16 protein-coding genes and 3 tRNA genes are annotated in these 20,971 nt (G+C 61.2%); 5 read left to right on the top strand and 14 right to left on the bottom strand.

The window, feature by feature from the left end; translation table 11 throughout:
• Position 1: 1 nt before the first annotated feature.
• Positions 2-697, top strand: a complete 696-nt coding sequence (locus DM868_RS05245; RefSeq protein WP_137275805.1) for an Sjogren's syndrome/scleroderma autoantigen 1 family protein — start codon at positions 2-4, stop codon at positions 695-697.
• Here the strand turns inward: DM868_RS05245 and DM868_RS05240 are convergent.
• The 5 genes from DM868_RS05240 to DM868_RS05220 form a co-directional block, all read right to left on the bottom strand.
• A complete protein-coding gene (locus DM868_RS05240; RefSeq protein WP_137275804.1) occupies positions 694-3,216 on the bottom strand; it encodes a DEAD/DEAH box helicase in 2,523 nt (840 codons plus the stop codon). The two genes, DM868_RS05245 and DM868_RS05240, sit on opposite strands and share 4 nt — an antisense overlap.
• Before the next feature lie 215 nt (positions 3,217-3,431).
• Complete coding sequence (locus tag DM868_RS05235) at positions 3,432-4,649, bottom strand: cation:proton antiporter (protein WP_137275803.1); 1,218 nt, start codon at positions 4,647-4,649, stop codon at positions 3,432-3,434.
• A gap of 3 nt (positions 4,650-4,652) precedes the next feature.
• Positions 4,653-5,165, bottom strand: a complete 513-nt coding sequence (locus tag DM868_RS05230) for a cation:proton antiporter regulatory subunit (protein ID WP_137275802.1) — start codon at positions 5,163-5,165, stop codon at positions 4,653-4,655.
• A gap of 78 nt (positions 5,166-5,243) precedes the next feature.
• A complete protein-coding gene (glyS, locus tag DM868_RS05225; RefSeq protein WP_137275801.1) occupies positions 5,244-6,980 on the bottom strand; it encodes a glycine--tRNA ligase in 1,737 nt (578 codons plus the stop codon).
• On the bottom strand, positions 6,977-7,828 hold the full coding sequence (locus DM868_RS05220; protein WP_137275800.1) for a CBS domain-containing protein: 852 nt from the start codon (positions 7,826-7,828) through the stop codon (positions 6,977-6,979). Before DM868_RS05220 ends, glyS begins: the two co-directional genes overlap by 4 nt.
• Before the next feature lie 128 nt (positions 7,829-7,956).
• Here DM868_RS05220 and DM868_RS05215 point away from each other — a divergent pair, with 128 nt between their 5' ends.
• Positions 7,957-8,142, top strand: coding sequence for a hypothetical protein (locus tag DM868_RS05215; RefSeq protein WP_137275799.1), 186 nt, complete (start codon positions 7,957-7,959; stop codon positions 8,140-8,142).
• Between the two features lie 331 nt (positions 8,143-8,473).
• Here DM868_RS05215 and DM868_RS05210 read toward each other — a convergent pair.
• Positions 8,474-8,578: transfer RNA gene (locus DM868_RS05210), tRNA-Ile, on the bottom strand.
• A gap of 606 nt (positions 8,579-9,184) precedes the next feature.
• Positions 9,185-9,257 (bottom strand) — tRNA-Asn (locus DM868_RS05205).
• A gap of 133 nt (positions 9,258-9,390) precedes the next feature.
• Between DM868_RS05205 and cca the strand changes: the two genes are divergently transcribed.
• A complete protein-coding gene (gene cca / locus DM868_RS05200) occupies positions 9,391-10,734 on the top strand; it encodes a CCA tRNA nucleotidyltransferase (RefSeq protein ID WP_137275798.1) in 1,344 nt (447 codons plus the stop codon).
• A 9-nt stretch (positions 10,735-10,743) separates the two neighbouring features.
• On the opposite strand, the gene DM868_RS05195 is transcribed toward cca, so the two are convergent.
• Genes DM868_RS05195 through DM868_RS05185 form a run of 3 tightly spaced genes read right to left on the bottom strand, consistent with a single transcriptional unit; the run spans position 10,744 to position 13,621 of the window.
• Positions 10,744-11,751 carry a histone deacetylase family protein gene (locus DM868_RS05195; RefSeq protein WP_137275797.1) on the bottom strand — a complete coding sequence of 336 codons (1,008 nt, stop codon included), beginning with the start codon at positions 11,749-11,751 and terminating at the stop codon, positions 10,744-10,746.
• A complete protein-coding gene (locus tag DM868_RS05190) occupies positions 11,748-12,185 on the bottom strand; it encodes a histone (protein WP_137275796.1) in 438 nt (145 codons plus the stop codon). The genes DM868_RS05195 and DM868_RS05190 overlap by 4 nt, the downstream gene beginning before the upstream one ends.
• 50 nt (positions 12,186-12,235) lie before the next feature.
• Positions 12,236-13,621, bottom strand: a complete 1,386-nt coding sequence (locus DM868_RS05185; RefSeq protein WP_137275795.1) for a single-stranded DNA binding protein — start codon at positions 13,619-13,621, stop codon at positions 12,236-12,238.
• A gap of 169 nt (positions 13,622-13,790) precedes the next feature.
• Between DM868_RS05185 and DM868_RS05180 the strand changes: the two genes are divergently transcribed.
• Positions 13,791-13,863, top strand: a tRNA-Arg gene (locus tag DM868_RS05180).
• A gap of 57 nt (positions 13,864-13,920) precedes the next feature.
• Complete coding sequence (locus DM868_RS05175) at positions 13,921-15,063, top strand: tyrosine-type recombinase/integrase (protein ID WP_137275794.1); 1,143 nt, start codon at positions 13,921-13,923, stop codon at positions 15,061-15,063.
• A 104-nt stretch (positions 15,064-15,167) separates the two neighbouring features.
• Here DM868_RS05175 and DM868_RS05170 read toward each other — a convergent pair whose 3' ends face one another.
• From DM868_RS05170 to DM868_RS05155, 4 genes are all read right to left on the bottom strand, one after another.
• Complete coding sequence (locus tag DM868_RS05170; protein WP_137275793.1) at positions 15,168-18,242, bottom strand: toprim domain-containing protein; 3,075 nt, start codon at positions 18,240-18,242, stop codon at positions 15,168-15,170.
• A gap of 172 nt (positions 18,243-18,414) precedes the next feature.
• Positions 18,415-18,792: a hypothetical protein gene (locus DM868_RS05165; protein WP_137275792.1), complete on the bottom strand. Its 378-nt coding sequence runs from the start codon at positions 18,790-18,792 to the stop codon at positions 18,415-18,417.
• Between the two features lie 623 nt (positions 18,793-19,415).
• Positions 19,416-19,961: a hypothetical protein gene (locus DM868_RS05160; protein WP_137275791.1), complete on the bottom strand. Its 546-nt coding sequence runs from the start codon at positions 19,959-19,961 to the stop codon at positions 19,416-19,418.
• Between the two features lie 643 nt (positions 19,962-20,604).
• A complete protein-coding gene (locus tag DM868_RS05155) occupies positions 20,605-20,835 on the bottom strand; it encodes a FaeA/PapI family transcriptional regulator (protein ID WP_137275790.1) in 231 nt (76 codons plus the stop codon).
• Between the last annotated feature and the right edge of the window lie 136 nt (positions 20,836-20,971).

Genomic DNA, 20,971 nt, shown 5'->3' with positions numbered 1-20,971 from the left:
TATGAGCGACTTCGATCGCGAGGCCGAACGGGAGAAACTCCGCGAGAAGTACGAGCGCGACAAGGAGAAACGCGCGGCGTCCGAGCGGATGAGCGAGCTCCTGCTACAGGGTGCGACGATGACGAACCGACACTGCCCGACATGTCGGTCCCCGGTGTTTCGGTACGACGGACGTGAGTTCTGTCCGACCTGCGAGAAGGAGGTAACCGAGGACGGCGAGCTGCTCGACGGCGATGACGGGCAGGCCGCGAGCGACGCCGAGCCGTCGACAGCACCGGCCGATGCGGACGGCAACGTCGGGTCGAAAACGGAGCCTGGAACGGATCGAGAGACGGTGGAAACGACGGCCGTCGAGGAGTCGGGCGAAGCGTCCGTCGAAACCGACGACGGGTCAGAACCGACGGCGGAATCGGCACCAACAGCGGAATCGGCGCCGACACCCGCGCGTGACACCCGACCGGCACGGGTCGATCCGCCTGCCCGCCGTGATCCCGACGCCAGCGGCGAGGAGGCGGGACGCGCCATCGAGACAGGGGGAGACGGTGAAACGCTCCGAACCACAGAACGCACGCTCGTAAACGAGATCGGGTCGCTGACCCAGCGAGCTGCCGAAACGCGAGATGTCGGCAGAAAGCGCGACCTCCTCGCCGCGGCGCGGGAAGCGGCGGAGACGCTCGAAAGCGTTCGCCGGCTCTAGTTGCGATTCGCGTACTCGCTTTTCGTCACGGTTCGGATCCGTTCGGCGGTTATCTCGCCGATCCCGTCGACCTCGCGAAGGTCGTCCTCGCCCGCGCGCATGACCGCCTCGACGCTGCCAAAGTGTTCAAGGAGCGCCCTGGCAGTGACGGGGCCAACCTCCGCGACCGAGCCGACGACGTACTCCTGCTGTTCAGCGAGCGTCTTGCCGCCCTTCTGTCCGTGTACCGAGACGGTTCTGTCGTCCGTTTCCTGCTCGCGTCGGGCGATGACTTCGAGCAGGTTCGCAGTGTCGTCGGCGTCGTCGGTGCGCATGACGCTGACGCCGAAATCGACCGCGAGCGAGGCGAGCGCGCCGCGGATCGCGTTCGGGTGGACGTTTCGGGCCTCGTAGAGGCGATCACCTTCGATGATGACGACCGGACGGGCGTAGTAGCGCGCCGCCGCGCCGACCTGCTCGAACAGCGATCGGTCGCCGCCGACGAGCGTGTCGAGGAAGTCGTCCACCTCCTTGCGCTCGACGACGACACGATCCGAGAGAACGTAGTCGCCAACGTCGAGGGTTTCGAGCCGTGTCTCGATCCCCTCTCGGGTCGAGAGATCGCGGGCGATGTGGGAGTCGAGTTCGCGCTGGTCGGCGACGATCTCGACGGTTCCGTCCACCGGGGACGCCGTTTCGACGGTTGGCTCGTCGGCATCGGAGGCGATCCCGGACGCGGACGTCTCTGCCGCGGCGGTGTTCGATTCGTCGGTTCCCTCTTCGCGGTCCGACGCCGCACTGGCCGCGAAATCCGCGAGTCCGGCCTGCCCTGCGCCGTTGCCGGCGCGCTCTCGGTCCGCGTTCGCGTCGTGATCCGCGCCGTCGTTTCCGGCGGTCGAGGCGGGCTCCGAAGCACGCGTGGGCCCGCCTTCCTCCCCAGTTGATCCCTCCGCGAACGCGTCGAACCCGACCTGTTTCCGGATCTCCGTCTCGATTTCCCCCTCGAGATTCTTGAGCTTCCGGAGTTCGTCTTCCATTCGCTTTTCCTCGTTGCGCGAGATCCAAAAGAACGCCTCGTCGCGCGTGTCCTCGGCGAGCAACACGACGACGCGGCCGTCGCTCGCCCTGCCAGTCCGACCCTTCCGCTGGATCGACCTGATCCCCTTCGGCACCGGCTCGTAGAAGAGGACGAGATCCACGTCAGGGACGTCGAGACCCTCCTCGGCGACCGAGGTCGAGACGAGCACCTCGAACTCGCCGGCCCTGAACGCGTCGAGCGTTTCCTTCTGTTCGGTCTGGGTCATCCCGTCGGAGCCCTGCTTGTCGCCCTGTCCGACGAACCGACGGGTCGCGAAGTGTTCGCCGAGGAACTCCGTCAGCGTCTCCGCGGTGTCGCGGGACTCGGTAAAGACGATGACCCGTTCGCCGTTTTCGATACCGAGCGTCTGTGCGAGCAAGATTCTCGTTCGGCGGAACTTCGGGTGGAGATCGTCGAACGTCTCGGCGCGACGCATGGCCTCTTTGACCCGCGGATCGCTGACGAAGCGCTGGCTGGCCTTCGACGCGCCCGAGGATTTCGCGTCCTCGCGCTGGCGCTCGAAGTACCGGCGGAGCGATTCGACGCTTTGGGTTTCGACCAACTCGACGGCCCGGCGGAGCTTCATGATCTCGGCGTGCGCGCTCATCCCCTTGTACCCCTCCGAGCTGTCGTTGTTGATCAGCTCCTGAAGCTTCCCGCGGATGGCGTTGAGTTGGGACTGTGACATGCTCGGGTCCGTCGAGTTCGTCACGCCCAACCCCTTCAGCTTCGTCAGCCGTTCGGCGATCACCTCGTTGAGCGCGTCGCGGATCTCGATGACCGTCTCGGGGAGTTCGACCCGCTCCCACTCGACGTCCGTGTCGTGGGTGTGTGTGGCCACGTCGGCGTCGTCCTCGGTCATGACCGCCACGTCCCGGAGGCCGAGATTGTCGCAGACGGTGAGGATCTCCTCTTTGTCGCCGCCGGGGGAGGCACTCATCCCGGTGACGAGCGGCTCGTCGGCATCCGCGTGATACCGATCAGCGATGTAGTTGTACGCGTAGTTGCCGGTGGCTCGGTGGCACTCGTCGAAGGTCAGATGCGTCACGTCGGCCAGCGAGATCCGGTTGCCGACGAGATCGTTCTCGATCACCTGCGGCGTGGCGCAGACGACGCGAGCGGAGTCGAAAAGCGCCGCGCGGTCGTCGGGTCTGACGTTGCCGGTGAAGACGACGATATCGTCGTCGTCGATCGTGAGCGCCTCTCGGTAGAACGTTGCGTGCTGTTGGACGAGCGGCTTCGTTGGGGCGAGCAGGACCGACGTCCCCCCGTGTTCGGCCAGTCGCTCGGCGGTGACGAGGAGGCTGACTGCGGTCTTCCCGAGCCCGGTCGGCAGACAGACGAGCGTGTGGTCGGTGACAGCTGTTTCGGCCAGCTGGAGCTGATAGTGCCGCTTTTCGAGGAGTCCGTCGACCAAGAGCGGCCCCTCGATGTATCCCGACTCACCGGAAGCTGTCGCCATCTGTTCGACAGTTCGTCGGTTCGCTGTATAAGGGTTCGGCCGGCGAAGTGAAAGTGAAATCGCGGCCCAATGGTTTATCAACGAGAACGCGGCCAGACGTCCTATGACCTGAGAGACCGCCGGCAGTCCGTCGAGGTGGGAGCGCGGCGAACGGACTGCCGGATCGGAGCGCCGCCTGTTCGCAATTCGCTTCGGGGCTCGCGTGCGCCCCCGGCTCACTCTGCTGGGGCCGCCGATCGACCGTCGACGACGTATCGCTCGAAGCGCCCCGAGTACTGCATGAGCATCGTCCCGAGAATGCTCATGACGAGCACGTAGCCGACGGCGACGGCGGGAATGGTATCGGTGAGGACCGTCCCGCCGATTGTCGAGTCGGCCGCGATGGCCGCAATGATGAGCGAGAACTCGCCGCGGGTCACCATCCCCAGCCCGACCCGAACGTTGCGTCGGTCGTCGAGCCCGTAAAACCGACCGCCGAAGAACCCGGTGAACAGCTTCGTCGGCGCGGTGACGACGACGAGCAGCGCGACGACGCCGGCGACCGCGGGGAAGACCGCCGGGTCGGTTCGCAGGCCGATCCAAAAGAAGAACACGGCCGCGAATACGTCGCGGAACGGGATGAGTCGCCGTTCGAGGTCGTGGAGGTGATCCGTCCCGGAGAACCCCATACCGATGAAGAAGGCCGCGACGGCCTCGCTGACGCCGATCGCGAGGGCGAATCCGGCGACGAAAACGGTCACCGCGACCGCCCGGAGGACGAACATCTCCTCGGAGTCGACGTCCAAGAATCGGCCGAAGTGATCCGTTCCGAGGTAGACGGCGCTCACGAGCGCGAGCAAGAATCCCATCGCAACTGCGACGTCGACGGCGATCGTGGCGAGCGCGCCGCCACCCAAGAGTATCGCCGAGAGGACCGCCAGATAAAACGCGATGAACAGGTCTTCGTAAACCAGCGTTCCGAGGATCGGGTTTGACTCGTCGTTCGCGATCCAGCCGAGATCGATGAGCGACTTCGTGATGACCGCCGACGACGAGATGTAGACGATCCCGCCGAGGACGAACGCCTCAAGCACCGACCACCCGAGGAGGAGACCGATGATGACACCGGCCGGGAGGTTCACGAGCAGATCGAGCGTACCCGCCTTCCCGATCTTCTCGCTCGATCCGAGGAGCCGATCGAGGCTGAACTCCAACCCGAGAAAGAACAGCAAGAAGACGATGCCCAGCTCGGCCAACAGCGTGATGTACGTCTGCAGTTCGATCGCGTATCCAGCGACGGAATCGAAGCCGAGCCGACCGAGGACGAACGGGCTCATGATCATCCCAGAGAGAACGTAGAATGGAATTACGGACTGGTTGATCCGTCGTGCGACGGTGCCGGCGAGCGCGAGCACCGCGAGCATGAGCCCGGCTTCGAAGAGTACCTCCGCCATCTCTCAGTCGTGGTCCTCGGAATCGTCGACGGCCGCTTCGCCTGCGGCGAGGGACTCGACGCTCCGGCACGCGCCCCGCGTTCCGAGAATGATGAGCGTGTCGTCGGCCTGAATGACGGTGTCCGGACCGGGATTCGACTCGGTGTCCTCGTCGCGTTGAACGGCGACGACCGACGCCCCAGTAGCGTTGCGAAAGTCGAGTTCCTCGAGCGTTTGGCCGACGATACTCGATCCTGGAACAACCTTGACCCACTCGAGCAACGAATCGTCGTCTAGCATCGTTTCGGTCGTGTCCGTCGCGATCGGCTGGAAGTACGCCCCCTCGAGTATCGAACCGACCTGTCGGGCCATCTGATCCGAAATCTCGAACAGTTTGACGGAATCGCTCTCACCCTCGCGTCGGAACACCTCGCGTTTGCCGGTGTTGTGAATGACGATGATGAGCGTCGATCCGTCGCCAAGTTCGATTTCGAATTTCTTCCCGACGCCCGGTAAGTCCGATTCGTAGACGGTCATTACCTGAATTTCTCACCGGAGCGAATAAAACCTACAGGTCGATCGACGATGGGAGGGCTGGGGCGATAGACGAACTCACTACAGGTCCGAGAGCGAGTCACCGTCGACGAGTCGTCGGATCACCGCAGCGAGGTCGTCGGCTCCGACCCGCGTCTGTTCGGTCGAATCGCGTTCTCGAACCGTCACGGTACCGTCCTGTTGAGTCTCGTAATCGACGGTGACACAGTAGGGGGTCCCGACCTCGTCCTGTCGTCGGTATCGACGCCCGATGTTTCCGGTGTCGTCGTAGGCGACCTCGTATCCCGCCGCGCGGAGTTCCTCGGCGATCGACTGCGCCCGCTCGTCGAGACCGTCTTTCGCCATCAGCGGGACCACGGCGACCGTCGTCGGCGCCATCTCCGCGGGGAGATCGAGAAACGCTCGCTCCTCGTCGTCGACGGTGTCGGACTCGTGGGCGTGGATCAACACGCTGTAGACGAGTCGGTCGACGCCGAAGGAGGGTTCGACGACGTGCGGCGTGATGTGTTCGCCAGCCTCGGTCTGTTCTTCGACGGCGAAGTCGGCTTTTTCCACGGGGATCGAATAGGTGTCGCCGTCGAGTTCGATATCGACGGTCTCTCCCTCGAAGGCCGATCGATCGCGACCGGCGAGCGCCTCAAGTTCCTTGGCGATCGCGGCCGCGTCGCCGCCGAACTCCGGGCCGAGGTAGCTCATGTCGGGGTCGACGATCGCCCGCTCGGTCGTCTTGGGTTCGTCGTACTGTCGGAAGATAGTGAACGATTCATCGGCGTACTCGCCGTGCTTCGAGAGGTCGTAATCGGATCGGTAGGCGAACCCAGTCACCTCGATCCAGTTGCCACCGAGTTCGGTCTCGGCGTCCCAGCAGTCGGCGGCGTAGTGGGCCCGCTCGCCTGCGAGGTGCTGCCGATAGCGGAATCGGTCCATGTCGATGCCGATGCGTTCGTAGAAGTCGATCGCACAGCCGAGGTAGTAGGCGACCCAATCGTTGCCGATGATCCCCTCGTTGAGGGCGTCGCGGACGGTGTGCGTCTCGGTCGTCCCGTCGTCGTCGTGTTGGGCTGGCGCGGCGTACAACGGGAGTTCGACGTCGGCGACGCGATCGATCGGCGGTTCGTCGGACTCAGGGTCGATGAAATGCTCCAGTTCGGCCTGCGTGAACTCGCGAACGCGGACCAGCGCGCGTCGCGGCGAGATCTCGTTCCGGTAGGCCCGCCCGATCTGAGCGACGCCGAAGGGGAGGCTGTTTCTCGCGTACTCCTTCAAGCGGGGGAACTCGACGAAGATTCCCTGTGCAGTTTCGGGCCGGAGGTACCCACGTGCGGCCGATCCAGGACCGATGTTCGTCCCGAACATGAGATTGAACTCCTCGACCGGCTCGTCGGCGAGGTCGGCGTCACACGCCGGGCAGACGATCCCGTGTTCGGCGATGAGTTCGCCGACCCGTTCGGGGCCGAGCGCCTCGGCGTCCTCGATGTCGGGGACGGCGTCCTCGACGAGGTGATCGGCTCGGTGGGTCGCCCCGCACTCGGCGCACTCGACGATCATGTCGTCGAACCCGTCGAGATGACCCGATGCCTCGAACACCGCTTCCGGCATGATCGTCGGCGCTTCGAGCTCTACATTGTCGAGTTCACGGACGAAGAGGTCGCGCCAGACGTCCTCGAGATTTCGCTTGAGCGCCGCGCCCTCCGGTCCGTAGGTGTAGAATCCGGCCGTGCCGCCGTACGCCTCGTTCGAGGGAAAGAAGAACCCGCGGCGCTTCGCGAGTTCCGCGAGTTCCCTCGTCTCGCTCATACCAGCGCCTCCAGCAGATCGATATCGCGCACGATGCCGATGAGTTCGTCGCCGGAGAGCAGCGGGATCTGTTCGATGTCGTTCGAGAGCATGAGCTGTGCGGCGTCGCGAGCGGATCGGGTCTTCGAGACGGTGACGAGATCCTCCGTCATGAACTCCGAGACCGCCGTCGACGGGATCTCGACGTTGAGCGTGGGGATCGACCGACTCCCGACAGCCTTGATCCCCTCCCACATCCACTCGTCGTCTTGGTTGGCGACGGCGTCGCCTGGGTTGGACTCGCCCTGCACCACGCGGGCGACTTCGATAATATCGACTTCGGTGACCATCCCGGTCTGTCTGCCATCGTCGTCGAGCACGACGGCGTAGGGCACGTTCGCGTATGAGATCTCCCGCTCGGCGACTGGCAGAGGCGTCGCGTGATACACGGTGTTGACTTCGCGCGTCGCCAACGCGTCGACGGTGGCGTCGCCGTCCTGTTCGCCCTCGGCGATGGCCCGAACGATGTCCGTGACGGTGACGATTCCGAGAAGCTCGCCGTCTTCGACCACCGGAACTCGACGCTCGCCGGATTCGAGGACGAGCTCGGCGAGTTCGGTCATGGAGGTGGACCGGCCGACGGACGGAACCTCGCGCTTGAGGAGCGCGAGCTGGTCCTCGTCGGGCTGTTCGATGAGCGATTCGCGGGTGACGAGCCCGCGAAACTGCTCGCCGTCGTCGGTCGATCGAATCACGGGGACCGACGAGAACCCACGGTCCTGCAGATATTCGAGCACGTCCTCACGCATTCCGGGGATCTCAACGGTGATCACCTCCGAGCGTGGCGTCATCGCGTCTGCAACGTTCATACCGACTCCCTTTCCGCGCCTCCGTACTAAGTCCACCGACCTGTCCCGTCAGATAGCGCGTTCCGGACCGTTTCGTCCGGGAGCGGTCGATCGGCAGCTATACTTCGGTCGCCCGATATCCGACCGACATGGCCAGTGTCGACGGGAAGATCGCGACGGCGTTCGGGCTGCTCGGCATCGGGCTGTGGCTCCTCGCGTTGCAGTTTAGCGACAATCGGCTGCTTCGACTCGCGCTCCTCATCGGCGTCGGCATGGTTCTCCCGATTCTCATCAACACGATCAGGGCGCGATTCGGGCGCGACGGCCACGCGTAGCTGCCCCTCGGCGTACTCGATCTGAGAGCGACCAGTTCCACCCGGCTAGAAATGACTATTATTAATCATAACAACTTGGAGACGGCGTTCTCCGTGTCGAGACGGGAGCTAGCGAGAAGCGGAGTGGGAATGCCGATGGAGGGACCATGCCACCACGGACATTGCCACGGTCGCAGTTACAGGATTCGCCGGATGGCGGAGACTCCAAACGAGAGTCTCGTTCGGCCACGACGCTGTGACCGACGTTCGAGATTCCGAAACAACCAGTTTCGGCCGTCTAAGGTGACCCATGCGCTGTTGGGTAACGACTCGATACCGCGTGAAATTTCGATGGGCCCTGCAGGATTCGAACCAGCGACCACTCGGTGTCCCATCCCGTCGCACGGAGGCGACCGGGAGTATGAGCCGAGCGCTCTAACCACTGAGCTAAGGGCCCTTCGGATCTTGATATCCCCCCGTTCCTCTTCAGTCTGCCGAATAGTGATCGACTCAGTGGCCGAGTCGGCGACGACATATACCATACCTCGGCACATATCGCAGACATGGAGTTGAGCCGTCGCCACGCGATCACTGGAGTAGCGCTCGCGGGTTGCTCTGAGGTTCGATCGGACGTGGAATCGCGGGCAGACGATATTCTCGGTGGCGGCGAGCACCCGCTCGCGGGGGTGACGACGATCACCGTCGTTAACAACAGCGAGAGCGATCACAACGTGAAGGTGCTCACCGACGATGTGGCGGTGTACTGGACGGAACACGCCGCCGAATACACCGGCGTCGACGTGTCGTTTCGACGCAGCGAGGAGGGAACGCCGGATATCGAACTCGTCTTTTTCGATTCGAGGACGGGGTCGACGGGATGCGGCGACCGGCGACTGTCGATCGAGAGCGACTTCGGAGTGCGTTCGAGAGCGAACGGGAGTGGATCGATCTCGCGGCCGAGCGCGCCGACTAGATGGCCGCGTCCGCCGAAGCGAGAGACGACGGGCGGTATAGCGGGGAGACGACTCGCTCGGGACGGGAAGGGACGAGAGAGGAACTGTGACGCCGCCGCCAGGTCTCGAACCTGGGACAACCTGGGTAACAACCAGGTGCTCTACCAACTGAGCTACGGCGGCCTTTCGCATTCCATCATACTGCGATTTGCTTGATATGGCTTTCGTTTCACTGCCGCCCGCTGTCGACTCATCCGATCCACGAACGATCGAGTCGCACCGATACGCTTTATAAATCGACGCCGCAACCGCGGGTATGTCGTTCGAATCGGTCGTGACCGAGGTCCGCGATCGCGTGGTTCCCGACGAATCGGAGGTCGAGGCCCTCGAATCGGCCGTCGAAGCGCTCGCCGAGCGGGCGAGCGGGGCGATCGATTCGTTGCCGGTTGCTGCCGAAACGAAACTCGTCGGGTCGACCGCTCGTGGAACGTGGCTCGCCGGGGATCGGGATATCGATCTGTTCGTGCTCTTTTCGCCCGAGTTGGGCCGAGACGAACTCGAACGCTACGGGCTCGAGGTCGGACACGCGGTGCTCCCGAACGGCCACGAGGAGTTCGCAGAGCATCCCTACGTCAAGGGGGAGTTCCGCGGGTTCGACGTCGATTGCGTTCCGTGCTACGCCGTCGAGGACGCGGCCGAGATCCGTTCGGCAGTCGATAGAACGCCGTTTCACACGGCGTACCTCGCGGACCGAATCGATCCGGTGGCCGACGACGTCCGCGTCGCAAAGGCGTTCCTCTCGGCGATCGGAACGTACGGGAGCGACCTGCGAACGAAGGGGTTCTCCGGTTTCCTGACGGAGTTGCTCGTGTTGGAGTACGGCGGATTTCGGGCGTTCATCGACGCCGCAGTCGACTGGACGCCGCCGCTCCGATTCGATCCCGAAGGGCACGGGACGCGGTCGTTCGACGACCCGCTAGTGATGATCGATCCGACCGACCCCGAGCGCAACGTCGCGGCCGTCTGTTCGGCCCGAAACGTTGCGCGGACGATCCACTACGCCCGCGACCTGTCGGCGGATCCGCGGGTCAAACTGTTCGAGGCATCCACGCGGAACCCGCTCTCGGCCGACGAAGTCGAGGCTGCGCTCGATGACCGCGCGACGGCCCCGATCGCCGTCCGGTTCGCCACGCCGAGCATCGTCGACGACCAGCTGTATCCACAGCTCGAAAAGTCCCTCGCTGGCATCGAGGGCGCGCTCGAACGTGCAGGGTTCGCCCCGATGCGGAGTTCGTGTTTCGCGGCCGACGACGCCGTGTTGCTCGTCGAGTGTGCGGTCGGCGAACTCCCGGCGATCGCCAGACACGACGGCCCGCCGGTCGGCGTCCGAGAGCACGCCGAGGGATTCTATCGCGCCTATCGTGACGGGGACACGACCGGCCCGTTTATCGACGAGAACGGACGCTACGTCGTCGAACGAACGCGGGACGCCAGAACGCCCGGCGAGCTCGTCCGTTCGACGCTTTTCGACGTCTCGCTCGGTCCACACGTCGAGTCGGCGCTCAAGGCCGACCACGAGATACTCGTCGGCAAAGAAGTGGCGGCGCTCGCGGCGCAGTTCGGTACGGAGCTGGCGAAGTACTTCTATCCGAGACCCTGAGCTCGCAGCTCACAGTTCGTGGGCGGCTCTGACGTCGTCGATGACGCGTTCGGCCTTCGAGAGCACGTCACCGTCGGGTTCGACGGGCTCCCGACCGTCGAAGACCTCGTGCACCATCCCGACGGACTCGGCGAGCGCGTCGAGCCCGTAGCCGCCCTCGAGGACGAACGCCAGGGCGGCGTCGTGTCGATCCGCGATCGTCCGGACGCGATCGGTCATGTGGCCGTACCCCTCCGTCGAGACGCGCATCCGCGAGATAGGATCGTGGCGATGGGCGTCGAAGCCGGCGCTGACGACGAAGAGGTCCGGGGCGAACCGCTCGATCGCCGGGTCGAGTAGTTCGTCGACGACCGCGGTGTACTCCTCGTCTCCGCTTCCGCCCGGCAACGGCGCGTTGAGGATCGTCTTTCGGGCGTTCGGCCCGCCGGTTTCGAGCACCTCGCCCGTCCCCGGAAAGAGCCCCTGCTCGTGGATGGAGACGTAGAAGACGTCGTCCCGATCGTAGAAGATGTCCTGCGTGCCGTTTCCGTGGTGGACGTCCCAATCGAAGATCACTGCGCTATCGACGCCCTCAGCGTGATCGACCGCCCAATGGGCGGCAACGGCGGCGTTGTTGAAAAAACAAAAGCCCATCGCCTCGTCGAACTCGGCGTGGTGGCCCGGCGGCCGGCCGATGGCGAAGGGGGTCTGGCGGCCATCCGATCCGTCGATCGCCTCTTCGACCGCCCAGCGGGCGAGTCCGGCCGACGCCAGCGCCGCGTCCCACGTCTCCTCGACGGCGACGGTGTCGGCGTCCCACGTGCCGCCCCCGTCGGCGCAAAAGGACTCGATTTCGCTGATGTAGGCGGGATCGTGCACCGCCTCGACGGCGTCACGGTCAGCGGGGGCCCCGTCGTGGTACTCGACGCCGTGGCGTTTGGCGAGCCCACGGCGAATCGCCCGGATGCGGTCCGCCGTCTCGGGGTGCCGCGGGCCAGTATCGTGTTCTAAGCAGATCTCGCGGTAGCCGAACTTCATTCGAAGTACGGTTCGAGTTCGTAGTACGCGGTCATATCCTCGGCCTTGATCGTCCGCCGATCGGCGTGGCGAGCCAGGATGGCCGCGGCGGTGGCGACGGTGTCGGCGTACGATTCGAGTTCGCCCGCGAGGGCGATCCGAGCATCCATTGACACCCGGTACTGATCGTCGATGTCGAGTCTTGCGATCCGATCGATCGGGGCGACCGGCAGTTCGAGGAGATCCTTATCGACGGTCTGAGCGTCGAAATCCTCGGCCATCAGCGTCTTTCGGCCGTCTTCCGTCGCCCGTTCAGCAGCGGATGCGGCCAGTTCTGCGCCGCGGATCTGGATTCGTCGGGCGAGTTCCTCGGCGGCCTCGGCGCTGACCCGCAGCTGCCCCGCGTTCCGTCGGATGACCGTATCGACCGGGGCGAACGGTAACTCGACGCTCATACATCACACCGGGAGCGAGTCGGCCTTAATCTTTGCGAGCGCGTGGCGGGTCAGAAAACGTCGTCGGCGAGGAACGTATCGCCGTCGCGGCGACCCCGAACGGTGACCTCCTGGCCGAGGTGTACGTCGGCGTCCGTCTCGACGTGGATCGTCTCCTCGCCGCTGTCGAGGATGACCGGCTCACCCGGCTGGACGACGGTGCCGGTGAACGTCTCCGGTTCGTCGTCGCCCGAGTCCCGATCGTCGTCCGGTTCAGTCGACGAGGAACGCTCCGGCGCTGAGCCGTCGGCGAACTCATCCAGTCCGGCAGAATCGGCACCCCGATCCGGCTCCGCGCCGTCGATGACGGCGATCGTCGACCGCCAGCCAGCGGAGGCTTCGAGGTCGTCTTGCCACCCATCTTGAATCTCGACGTCCGCGCAGAACACCTCGTCGCCGGGACCGAGGTCCGCGTCGGCTTTCTCGCCCCACAGCGCGACCCGGATGTCGCCAGTCTTGTCTTGAATGCGAACGTTTCTCACCTGCCCCTCGCTGCCGTCGTCGCGATCGAACGTCCGCTTCGGGTCGGCCGAGCGGACGACCCCCGCGATATCGACGGTCTGGTCGATCTCAAGGTCCGCGATGTCGTCCGCGTCGGGGACGAACTCGATCGCCTCATCGAGCTCGTCGATCTCGCTTCGGGAGCCGACGTGGAGTTCGAGCGAGCCGTCGCGCTCGCGGACGTAGCCGTCGACGATCTCGACGCTCTGGCCGGGGGCGAGTTCCGTCGCGGCGTCGGCGCGCTCGTCCCACAGCGTCACCCGAACACGGCCGGTCTCGTCGCCGAGCGTCAGGTTCGACACACGCCCCTCGCTGCCGTCGTCGCGATCGAACGTCCTGATCGAACCGGTGTCGAGTACGACCCCTCGGAGGTTCACGTCGGATTGGCCCATCGACAGCGAGTCCGCCGTCACGCGCCCCCCGATATCGACGTCGATCGTCGCCTCGTCGTCGGGTTCGAGCCGGTCGGCGCTGACCTCCGTGCCGTTGTATCCGTCCTTGGGCCGCCCCTTGATTCGAAAGACGTCCCCGACGGCGATCTCCTCCTCGGCGGCGATGGCGTCCTCGTCCCACAGCGCGACCCGGACGGCACCGGACTCGTCGGCGACGTCGAGGTTCAACACGTGGCCCTCGTCGTCCTCGCCGTCGCGCTCGAACGTCCGCAACTCGCCGACCCCGGTGACCTTGCCGAGGAACTTCACTTCCTCCAAGCCGGGTTCGATGTCCGCGATCGTCTCGACCTCGCCCCCGTCGAGGTCGTGGGCGATGAGCATCGCGGCCGTTTCCTCGTCCGCGAGCCCGCCCATCTGTTCTACCTTCGCTTCGACGGCCTCACGGAACTCCTCCTCGGAGACGTCGGCGTCGAGGTCCTCATAAATTTCCTCGATAGCGCCCATTGCTACGGAGAGCAAACACGGCCTCCCGAAAAGCGTTGTCGGTGTCGGGTCGATCCGCCGCGGTCTGGGTGTGGCATACGCCGAGTGGCCCCGGCATCCGATAAATACCCTCGGGCGCGGGCGACCGAATCGTAACCCCTATACGTCGATGCCGGATACGAGTAGGTGAGTCCTGGTAGGGTAGTGGACTATCCTCTTGGCTTGCGGAGCCAGGGACCGGAGTTCAAATCTCCGTCAGGACGTTACAATTCCTCCGCCGTACAGCGGTTTTCTCTGTCTCCGACGAACGGAGACACACAATGACGAAAGCCAAGAAAACAGGTTCGGGTGAATCATCCCCACGCAGTCACGGGATTACAATCATAACTGAGCCAACGGCAGAAGAGCTTGCAGAACGGCAGATTTCGGACTATCGCGCGCATCGGGAGAAGTTCATCAAGTGGGTACTCAACCTCGGAAAAGACCCAGAGCGCGGTGAAGGCTATGCCGAAGCGACAGCAGACATCCGTTGTGCGAGGGTCGATAAGTTCTACCGATGGGTGTGGGAGCAAGAGGATGGGTACACCACGCGCGTCTCGCACGAGCACGCAGACACGTATATGCGTGAACTGGCATACAGTGACGCCTCACAGGACACGAAGGCGAATATGATGAAGGCACTGAAGACCCTGTTTTGGTGGCGCGGGTGGGAGTTCGGTGAAGATGAGTGGGAGCCAGAACTCACCTTCTCGAACGACACCAGTACGACGAACCCCCGCGACTACCTTTCTGTTGAGGAGCGTCAGCAGATTCGAGAAGCGGTCTTGAAGTACGGGTCGGTTCCTTCGTACAACTCGCTTTCACCAGAGGAGCGAGACGAATGGAAGGAATATCTCGCGCAACGGTTCGTGAAACCGAAGACCGAAATTGGCCCCAACGACTTCGACCGTGCGAACTCGTGGAAATTCCCTTCTCTCCTCTGGACCGCACTCGATACAGGTCTTCGCCCTATCGAGGTCGAACGTGCCACCACCGAGTGGGTTGACGCGCAAAACCGAGTTCTCCGCATCCCGAAAGAGGAGAGTTCGAAAAACGTCGACAACTGGACAGTGAGCCTAACAGATAGGACAGCGGAAGCGTTGTCTCGATGGTTGGATGAGAGGGAACAGTACGAGATGTATGAAAACACGGACACTCTCTGGCTCACTCGACAGGCGAACCCCTACGGAAGTCACGCACTGAATCACGTCCTCCGACGAGTGTGCGAACAGGCGGGGATTGACACGGAGAATCGAGACATAAGCTGGTACTCGATTCGCCACAGTGTCGGGACGTTTATGACGCGAGAAGAGGGGTTGGCGGCGGCTCAGGCCCAACTCCGACATCGCTCTTCGAAAACAACACTCCGCTATGACCACGCCCCGCCAGACGACCGGCGAGATGCTCTAAACCGGATGGGGTAACGCCGCCGCCCATCTCTCTTGGAAGCACGTGGGTCTGGGTGTTTTGCGGAACTCTGGCATATTGTATTCTTATATGGGAAACTTCCGCAACTCGCGCACTCGGTCTATGACGAGCGGAACTCGACTTGACCGAGTCGGTCTATTGTCTCCTCGCTGACGACCCACGTAATTCCCCGACCCTCTTTCCGCTTCTCGACATAGCCAGCATCAGCGAGTTTCTTCAGATTCGCCCGCACCTGTCGCTTGGAGATGCTCACCTGTTCCGCGACATCGCTGGTCCGCCACTCGTCGGGAGCGTCGTTCTCCAGTACTTCGACCACTTCTTGCACTCCTTTGCTCCAGCGTTCGATGCGACCCTCTGCTTCGACTGGAACCCACTCTGGTAGAACAGCAGTGTGGACGTAGATGTTCGCGTCATCACCGTTTCGGCCGAATCGGAGTACGGCTTGAAGCACCTCGTGCTCGCGCATTTGGCGAAGAACTTTGTTCCCGAACTTGCCGTAATCGAGGTCCATCCCTTTGCCGTCACCACGTTCGACACTTGTGCCAGCGAGTGCGCCCCATCGTTCGACGTAGTCGTCTCCGTAGTGCTGACTCCCTGCGACGATACCGACTCGCGCGCTCTTGAACTGATTTGAACCTTTCAGATTCCCGTAATATTCGTGCTTCCCGATAGGGGCGAGTACCCCTTCTTGCTCGTACTGGCCGATAGCTCTCCTTGTGGAAATGAGGGCAGGTTCCGTCTCCTCACGCTTGGCCACCGCTTCGAAGAGAAGGCCATCTTCTTCTGGTTTGACGTATGTCCCGCTCGAATACGTCTTGGTAGCGTCTGTCGTTTGGATGATAGAGCAGTCGAGCGCATCGGTGAGATAGTCGGCCCGCTCTTTGTCGGACAGTACTTGCTCGTGGCTCAGTCGAGTGTCGACCGCCAGTTGCCAGAGGTCGGGCGTCGGTGTTCCATCCAGAGCGATGACACCATTCGCGTCATTCAGTTCTGGTGGTAGGAGGAGGAACACCTCGCCTGAGTCTCGATTCCGCGCCGCCCTCCGGTGATTGCCGACACCTGTCTCTGCGTCGAGGTCGGCGTGTTCCCATCCATTGCCGAGATTCTCTCCGACGAGGACCGCGTATGTGAGCAGTGGCGCGTATGCATTGGCCGAGCCGCTCGCGTCGTTCAGGACAGGCTCACCGTCTCGTTCGAGGTCGTCGGCATCGAACCAGTCGCGCGCCGCTTCCCCTTGTTCGGAGTTGCGTCCTTCGATTAGTTCGGTGAAGTCCTCGAAGGGAAGGCCGCCCTGTCTGGAGACGTAGGCCGATACCGCTGATGTAACCGTGTTGCCCTCGAATTCCAACAGGAACGAATCGGCGGGAAACTCGTCGAAGACGGCGACCCGCCCTGCGGTGATGTCTGGATTGTAGGCGTGCTGGTAATGACCGATGAGGACATCGTACTCATCGGATTCGAAATCCCACTCCTGCTTGTAAGAGCATTCCTGCCCGTCATCACAGGGGAGCGGCTCACCGAAATACTCCTCCGCCCACTTGTGTATCTCGCTGGCCATCACTCCCTCGTCGTAGATGTCGAGGACCTTTTTGCGCCAGTCGTCGCCGTGTTCGCCACGAGCCGTAGGACAGTCCTCGTGGAAGGACGGAAGCTGATGATACGATAGGCCGTGTTCCTCGCACCATTCGCTGTACTGTCCGTAGAGGTCGTGCCGAGCAGTGAACACACTGATGGGAGTATCAGTCTTCGCCGCTCCCCGAATGACGCCGCTACTTTTCCCCATCGCTGGCAGGGCATCTATGAGCTTGTGCGCGCCATTGTGGAGAGCAGTGTCTATCTGTCTCTGGCATCGAGTGCGCGCTTCATCCAGCGTCAGGGCTGTCTCATCGTCCGAGAGAGTGTCCTGCCACTCCCCCTCAGATGGCGATGGAATTTCAGGGAGGGCGATGGATTGCTCGCTTCCATCAGAGCGTAATTGGTAGGTATCATCCTCGTCCTCGGAGATGAGACCACGATTGCTCGCCGCTTCACGGACGGCCTGAATCTCGTTGTTGGAGAGTTCGCCGTTTGGACTGTCGGGCGAGCGTGTGCCGATGTCGCACAGCAGGTACGTGATGGGATTATAACCGACCTTCTTCTTGTGGTCGAAGGCGACCCTTCCATCCTCTTTGACCACGAAGTAGTTAGTCCGACTTCCCGAATGTGAAAGCGGATTCTTGCCCCGATAGCCAGCCGAAAGACGTGGCTCGACATCGGGTATCGTGAGGTTCGACAGAGGGCCGTCATAGTCTCTGCTTTCTGTCCCACTATTCTGGGTACTCTCGGTCGAAACCTCGTTGTAGCACTCGTGTTCTTCCACGGGAGTCTGACGGCTGACCAGCTTCTCGAAGTCATCGCGGGACTCGACGTATCCATCGAGGTCTTCTCCCTCGTTGGGCGGAGTAGTGACAGAGGCATCGTAGCCACTCTCGGAGATGAAGGTGGCAGTCGACACCGCTCCTTGAAGGCCCGCCTCATCGTTGTCTGCGACGACCATTACATTCTCTATGTCGTGGACTTCGAGGATTTCGAGGAGTCGCTCTCGGTCGTCCTGCTTGAATTGGGTTGTGACTGGAGAGAGGACTGGCATCTCGTGTTCCAGTGCGGTGGTAGCGTCGGCCATCCCTTCGACTATCCAGCACCCCTTGTCAGGGTCGAACTCGTGGATTCCGAAGATTGGCTCCTGTACTTCCGAAGAGCCAGATGTGGCACACTTAACATATTTGCCACCGAGAGTCGAGTGTTCGCCAGCCTCTCGTGCGATTGCGTAGGCAGGCTCACCAGCTTCATCGTAGTAGGGAAAGACGTAGCGGCCTTTGAACAGGCAGGAGATGTCTCCGCTGTCGAGTTCGGTGAACAGTCCTGTCGCCAGTAATTCCTCATCGTCGTAGCCGAGGTCTCGGAGATGAGCCTTCAACGGCGCAGATTTTGGGGCATATCCGAGTTTGAGATTCTCGACAGTCTCTTCGGACCATCCCCGTACCTCGGTGAAATACTCGCGTGGCGTTTCGACAGGAGCCGTAGCGACGGTACTGATATCGTGGTCGAGTTGGTCGTGGAAGAACTGGACTGCGGAGCTGAAAGCACCAGAACTGTCGGCACTATCGGCGGTCTGTACCGACTGCCCTGCGCTCATTGTTTATCTCCTCTGGCCGCTTCTTTGGCGAGGTTGTTCACCCGCGACCCTCTCCGAGTCCCTTGCGATAGTAATATGACCGAAACCTTTAATAACTTAGAGTTATAACTATTAATTGGAATCATTCTTTTGACCTCCCTGAGCCAGCTACACCAATAGCTGGTTCAGAGACTTATTGTTCGGAGAGAGTCACCTCTATCTCGTCGGAGTTTTCGTCTTGTTCTGTGGATTTCGTCAGACGCGCATACCCATCCCTTGGTGGCTCGTTAAGAGCCCATCCCCTCTGCGCTAACTTTCGTAGGAGCTTCGCTTTGTGCTCGGTTCGAGCCGCCATCTCCTCGATGCTATTGGCTCTATCCCAGAGCCACTTCGGCCGGTCTGTGATTTGCTCTGCCGTGAGGCTGACCTCTTTTGCACCACATTCGGGACACGCTTCGGAGTTCTCATTGAGGAGTTTCAGCCACCCGTGGCTACAGCTGTCGCAGACCAGCCACTCCTCTATGGCATACGTGTGTTCGATACCATCAACCTCGACAGTAATCTCACCCATCGACGGACACCTCCGTAGCCGTCCCTGTCTTCCGAGCGGTGAGCAGGTCTCGACGGAGCGCATTTCCGATAACGAAACCGTGAGGCAGACTCTCGTCGCCATAGCGTGCTCGTTTTACCTGTTCGACCAGTTCGCGTTCCTCATCCGAGAGAACGATTGTGTTATTTCGTGTCATAGTTGTATCTCTTTGTTGACTGATTTGTAACCGCATACCGCCGACTGAACCAACGCTGGATGTGAACCACCACAGTACCCGAATCGGCAAAATAGAGTCGTCCGATTCGAGCTCACACCGAGTTTACCAATCGGTGTTCAAGTTCTTCGTATTAGTTTGTATGGCTTCCTCCTATTTAAACTTTTTGTAAGCTTACTGGAGAAAGTGTTTTTTGCCGCTAATATTTTTTGCGGGACTTTGGCGTATTGTCTTTCTATATGGGAGAGTTCCGCAACCCCCACGTGCTTCCTCAATAGATTAGCGGCTCATCATACCTGTCACGGGTAGAGAGCCACTGCGAGGGGAACAGGAATTGGGATGGTACGAAACTACCCTACGTTTGTTTTTGTAGGCGTGTCCTGTTCCCTTACCCGAAGTGGCTCTTAGTTCGATGACTACAGCTCGTCTCCTATCGGTGTTCAGGACAGCGACCGTTAAACAGCATTTGCCCATCAGCTAAGATACCGACCATCTGGCCGCTCACCCAACCATCTCGTTCGGCATCACCGAGAGCATCGGCGTGTTCCTGCCGATAGCAGGCATCGCACCCACACGTCAGAAGGAATCCGTCGAGCGTAACCTCACCATCAGCGAACTCGAAGGCAGCGTACTCGTCTTTGTCTTGTTCACGAGTGGACTGCTGGTTTTGCGTATCCAGTGGAACACCGAGCCCTTCACGAAGCTCAGTAACCATCTCCTGAGTGTCACCGAGGGAATGTGCTGGGCAGTACGCTTCCTTGAGCGTTGTTCCATCCGTGAGAATCGCGTCTTTCCGACTTAGTTTCGTCCACCCGCTTTCTCTGACTTCTCCGAGATGGTCGAACTCAGCTTCGTGTTCACATCCATCGACGGGACAGATGAGGTGGAACCCGTCGTCTTCGGGTAGTTCGCTTAGTGGTGTCGCTTCGAAGTCGACCACGTCGAAGCCTGCGTGCCACGGCTCAGACTTACTCATTCGCCGACACCCCCGAACTGGCCGCTCTCGTTCTGCGAATCGTACAGCGTCCGCTCTGCGTGTAGGTATTCTGCTATCATTGGTTCTCAGACATCCCAGTGTTTTTCGTCGGGATGTACTACAGTATAGGGCTGATAGGTACTTAGTATTAAGGATTTGATGTATTCTGGGTAGGAATATGAAACGGTTTCTCGTCCGGTGGTTTTTCGCATCCGAATTTTCTGAGAGTGTCTAAATTAGCGCCTTTAGGCCACCTGAAGCCATATAGGAAATCTTATACTACACAATGATGTCCTCCGATTTGTCGGGCTCAAAATCCATTACAGTAAGAATAATATTACTTCTCGTAGTGAGTCCATTGGCCGCTATCCTTGGGCTGCATAGGGTGTATTCCATATATGCATATAACGCATATTCAGGGACATTAGCAGGATTCAGCGTAATTCTCGATGGGGTCGCATTAACCTGACCGCATTTTGAGATGAGATGAAATTTGGAGGTAGCCGGGTTTCTTGGCTCAATATTCCCCCTCAGTGTTGATTGTTAACAACCGCATTTACTCCACTCCAGCGAGGGGTAGGTCCGCGAAAGGGGTGGCCTGTATACTATGCGGCTTCGTGCACTATCGCTTAAAAAATAAAACTCACTCTACTGAAAACCACGTCAGCGAATTTCCGACCTTCTTCTTTCGTATTTCGTTAGCCTCTTCGAGTTTTCTCAATCGGACATCCGCGTTACGTCGAGAGCATCCTACCGCTTCAGCAATTTCCCGTGTACTCGCTGGTTCAAGCTCCGTGACGGCTTCAAGAAAATCCTCGTCGGAATACCGTTCGGTTAGTTTTCCCGATTCAGAGTCTCGCTCTGGATTCGTCATATTGGCATATCTCACAGGCAGAAATATAACCCTTTCCTCCAAAGGCAAAGGCTTATCACCTTAGCCTACATAGGAAAAGGTGAGAAGGAAGCCGTCCTTTCGGGGCATATCGTTCGGAAAATGCCCGCCTGCTGGA

The organism is Natronomonas salsuginis, assembly GCF_005239135.1.
Lineage (GTDB): Archaea > Halobacteriota > Halobacteria > Halobacteriales > Haloarculaceae > Natronomonas > Natronomonas salsuginis.
The sequence above is the reverse complement of the archived record's forward strand: the minus strand, read 5'-3'. Positions and strand labels throughout refer to the sequence as shown.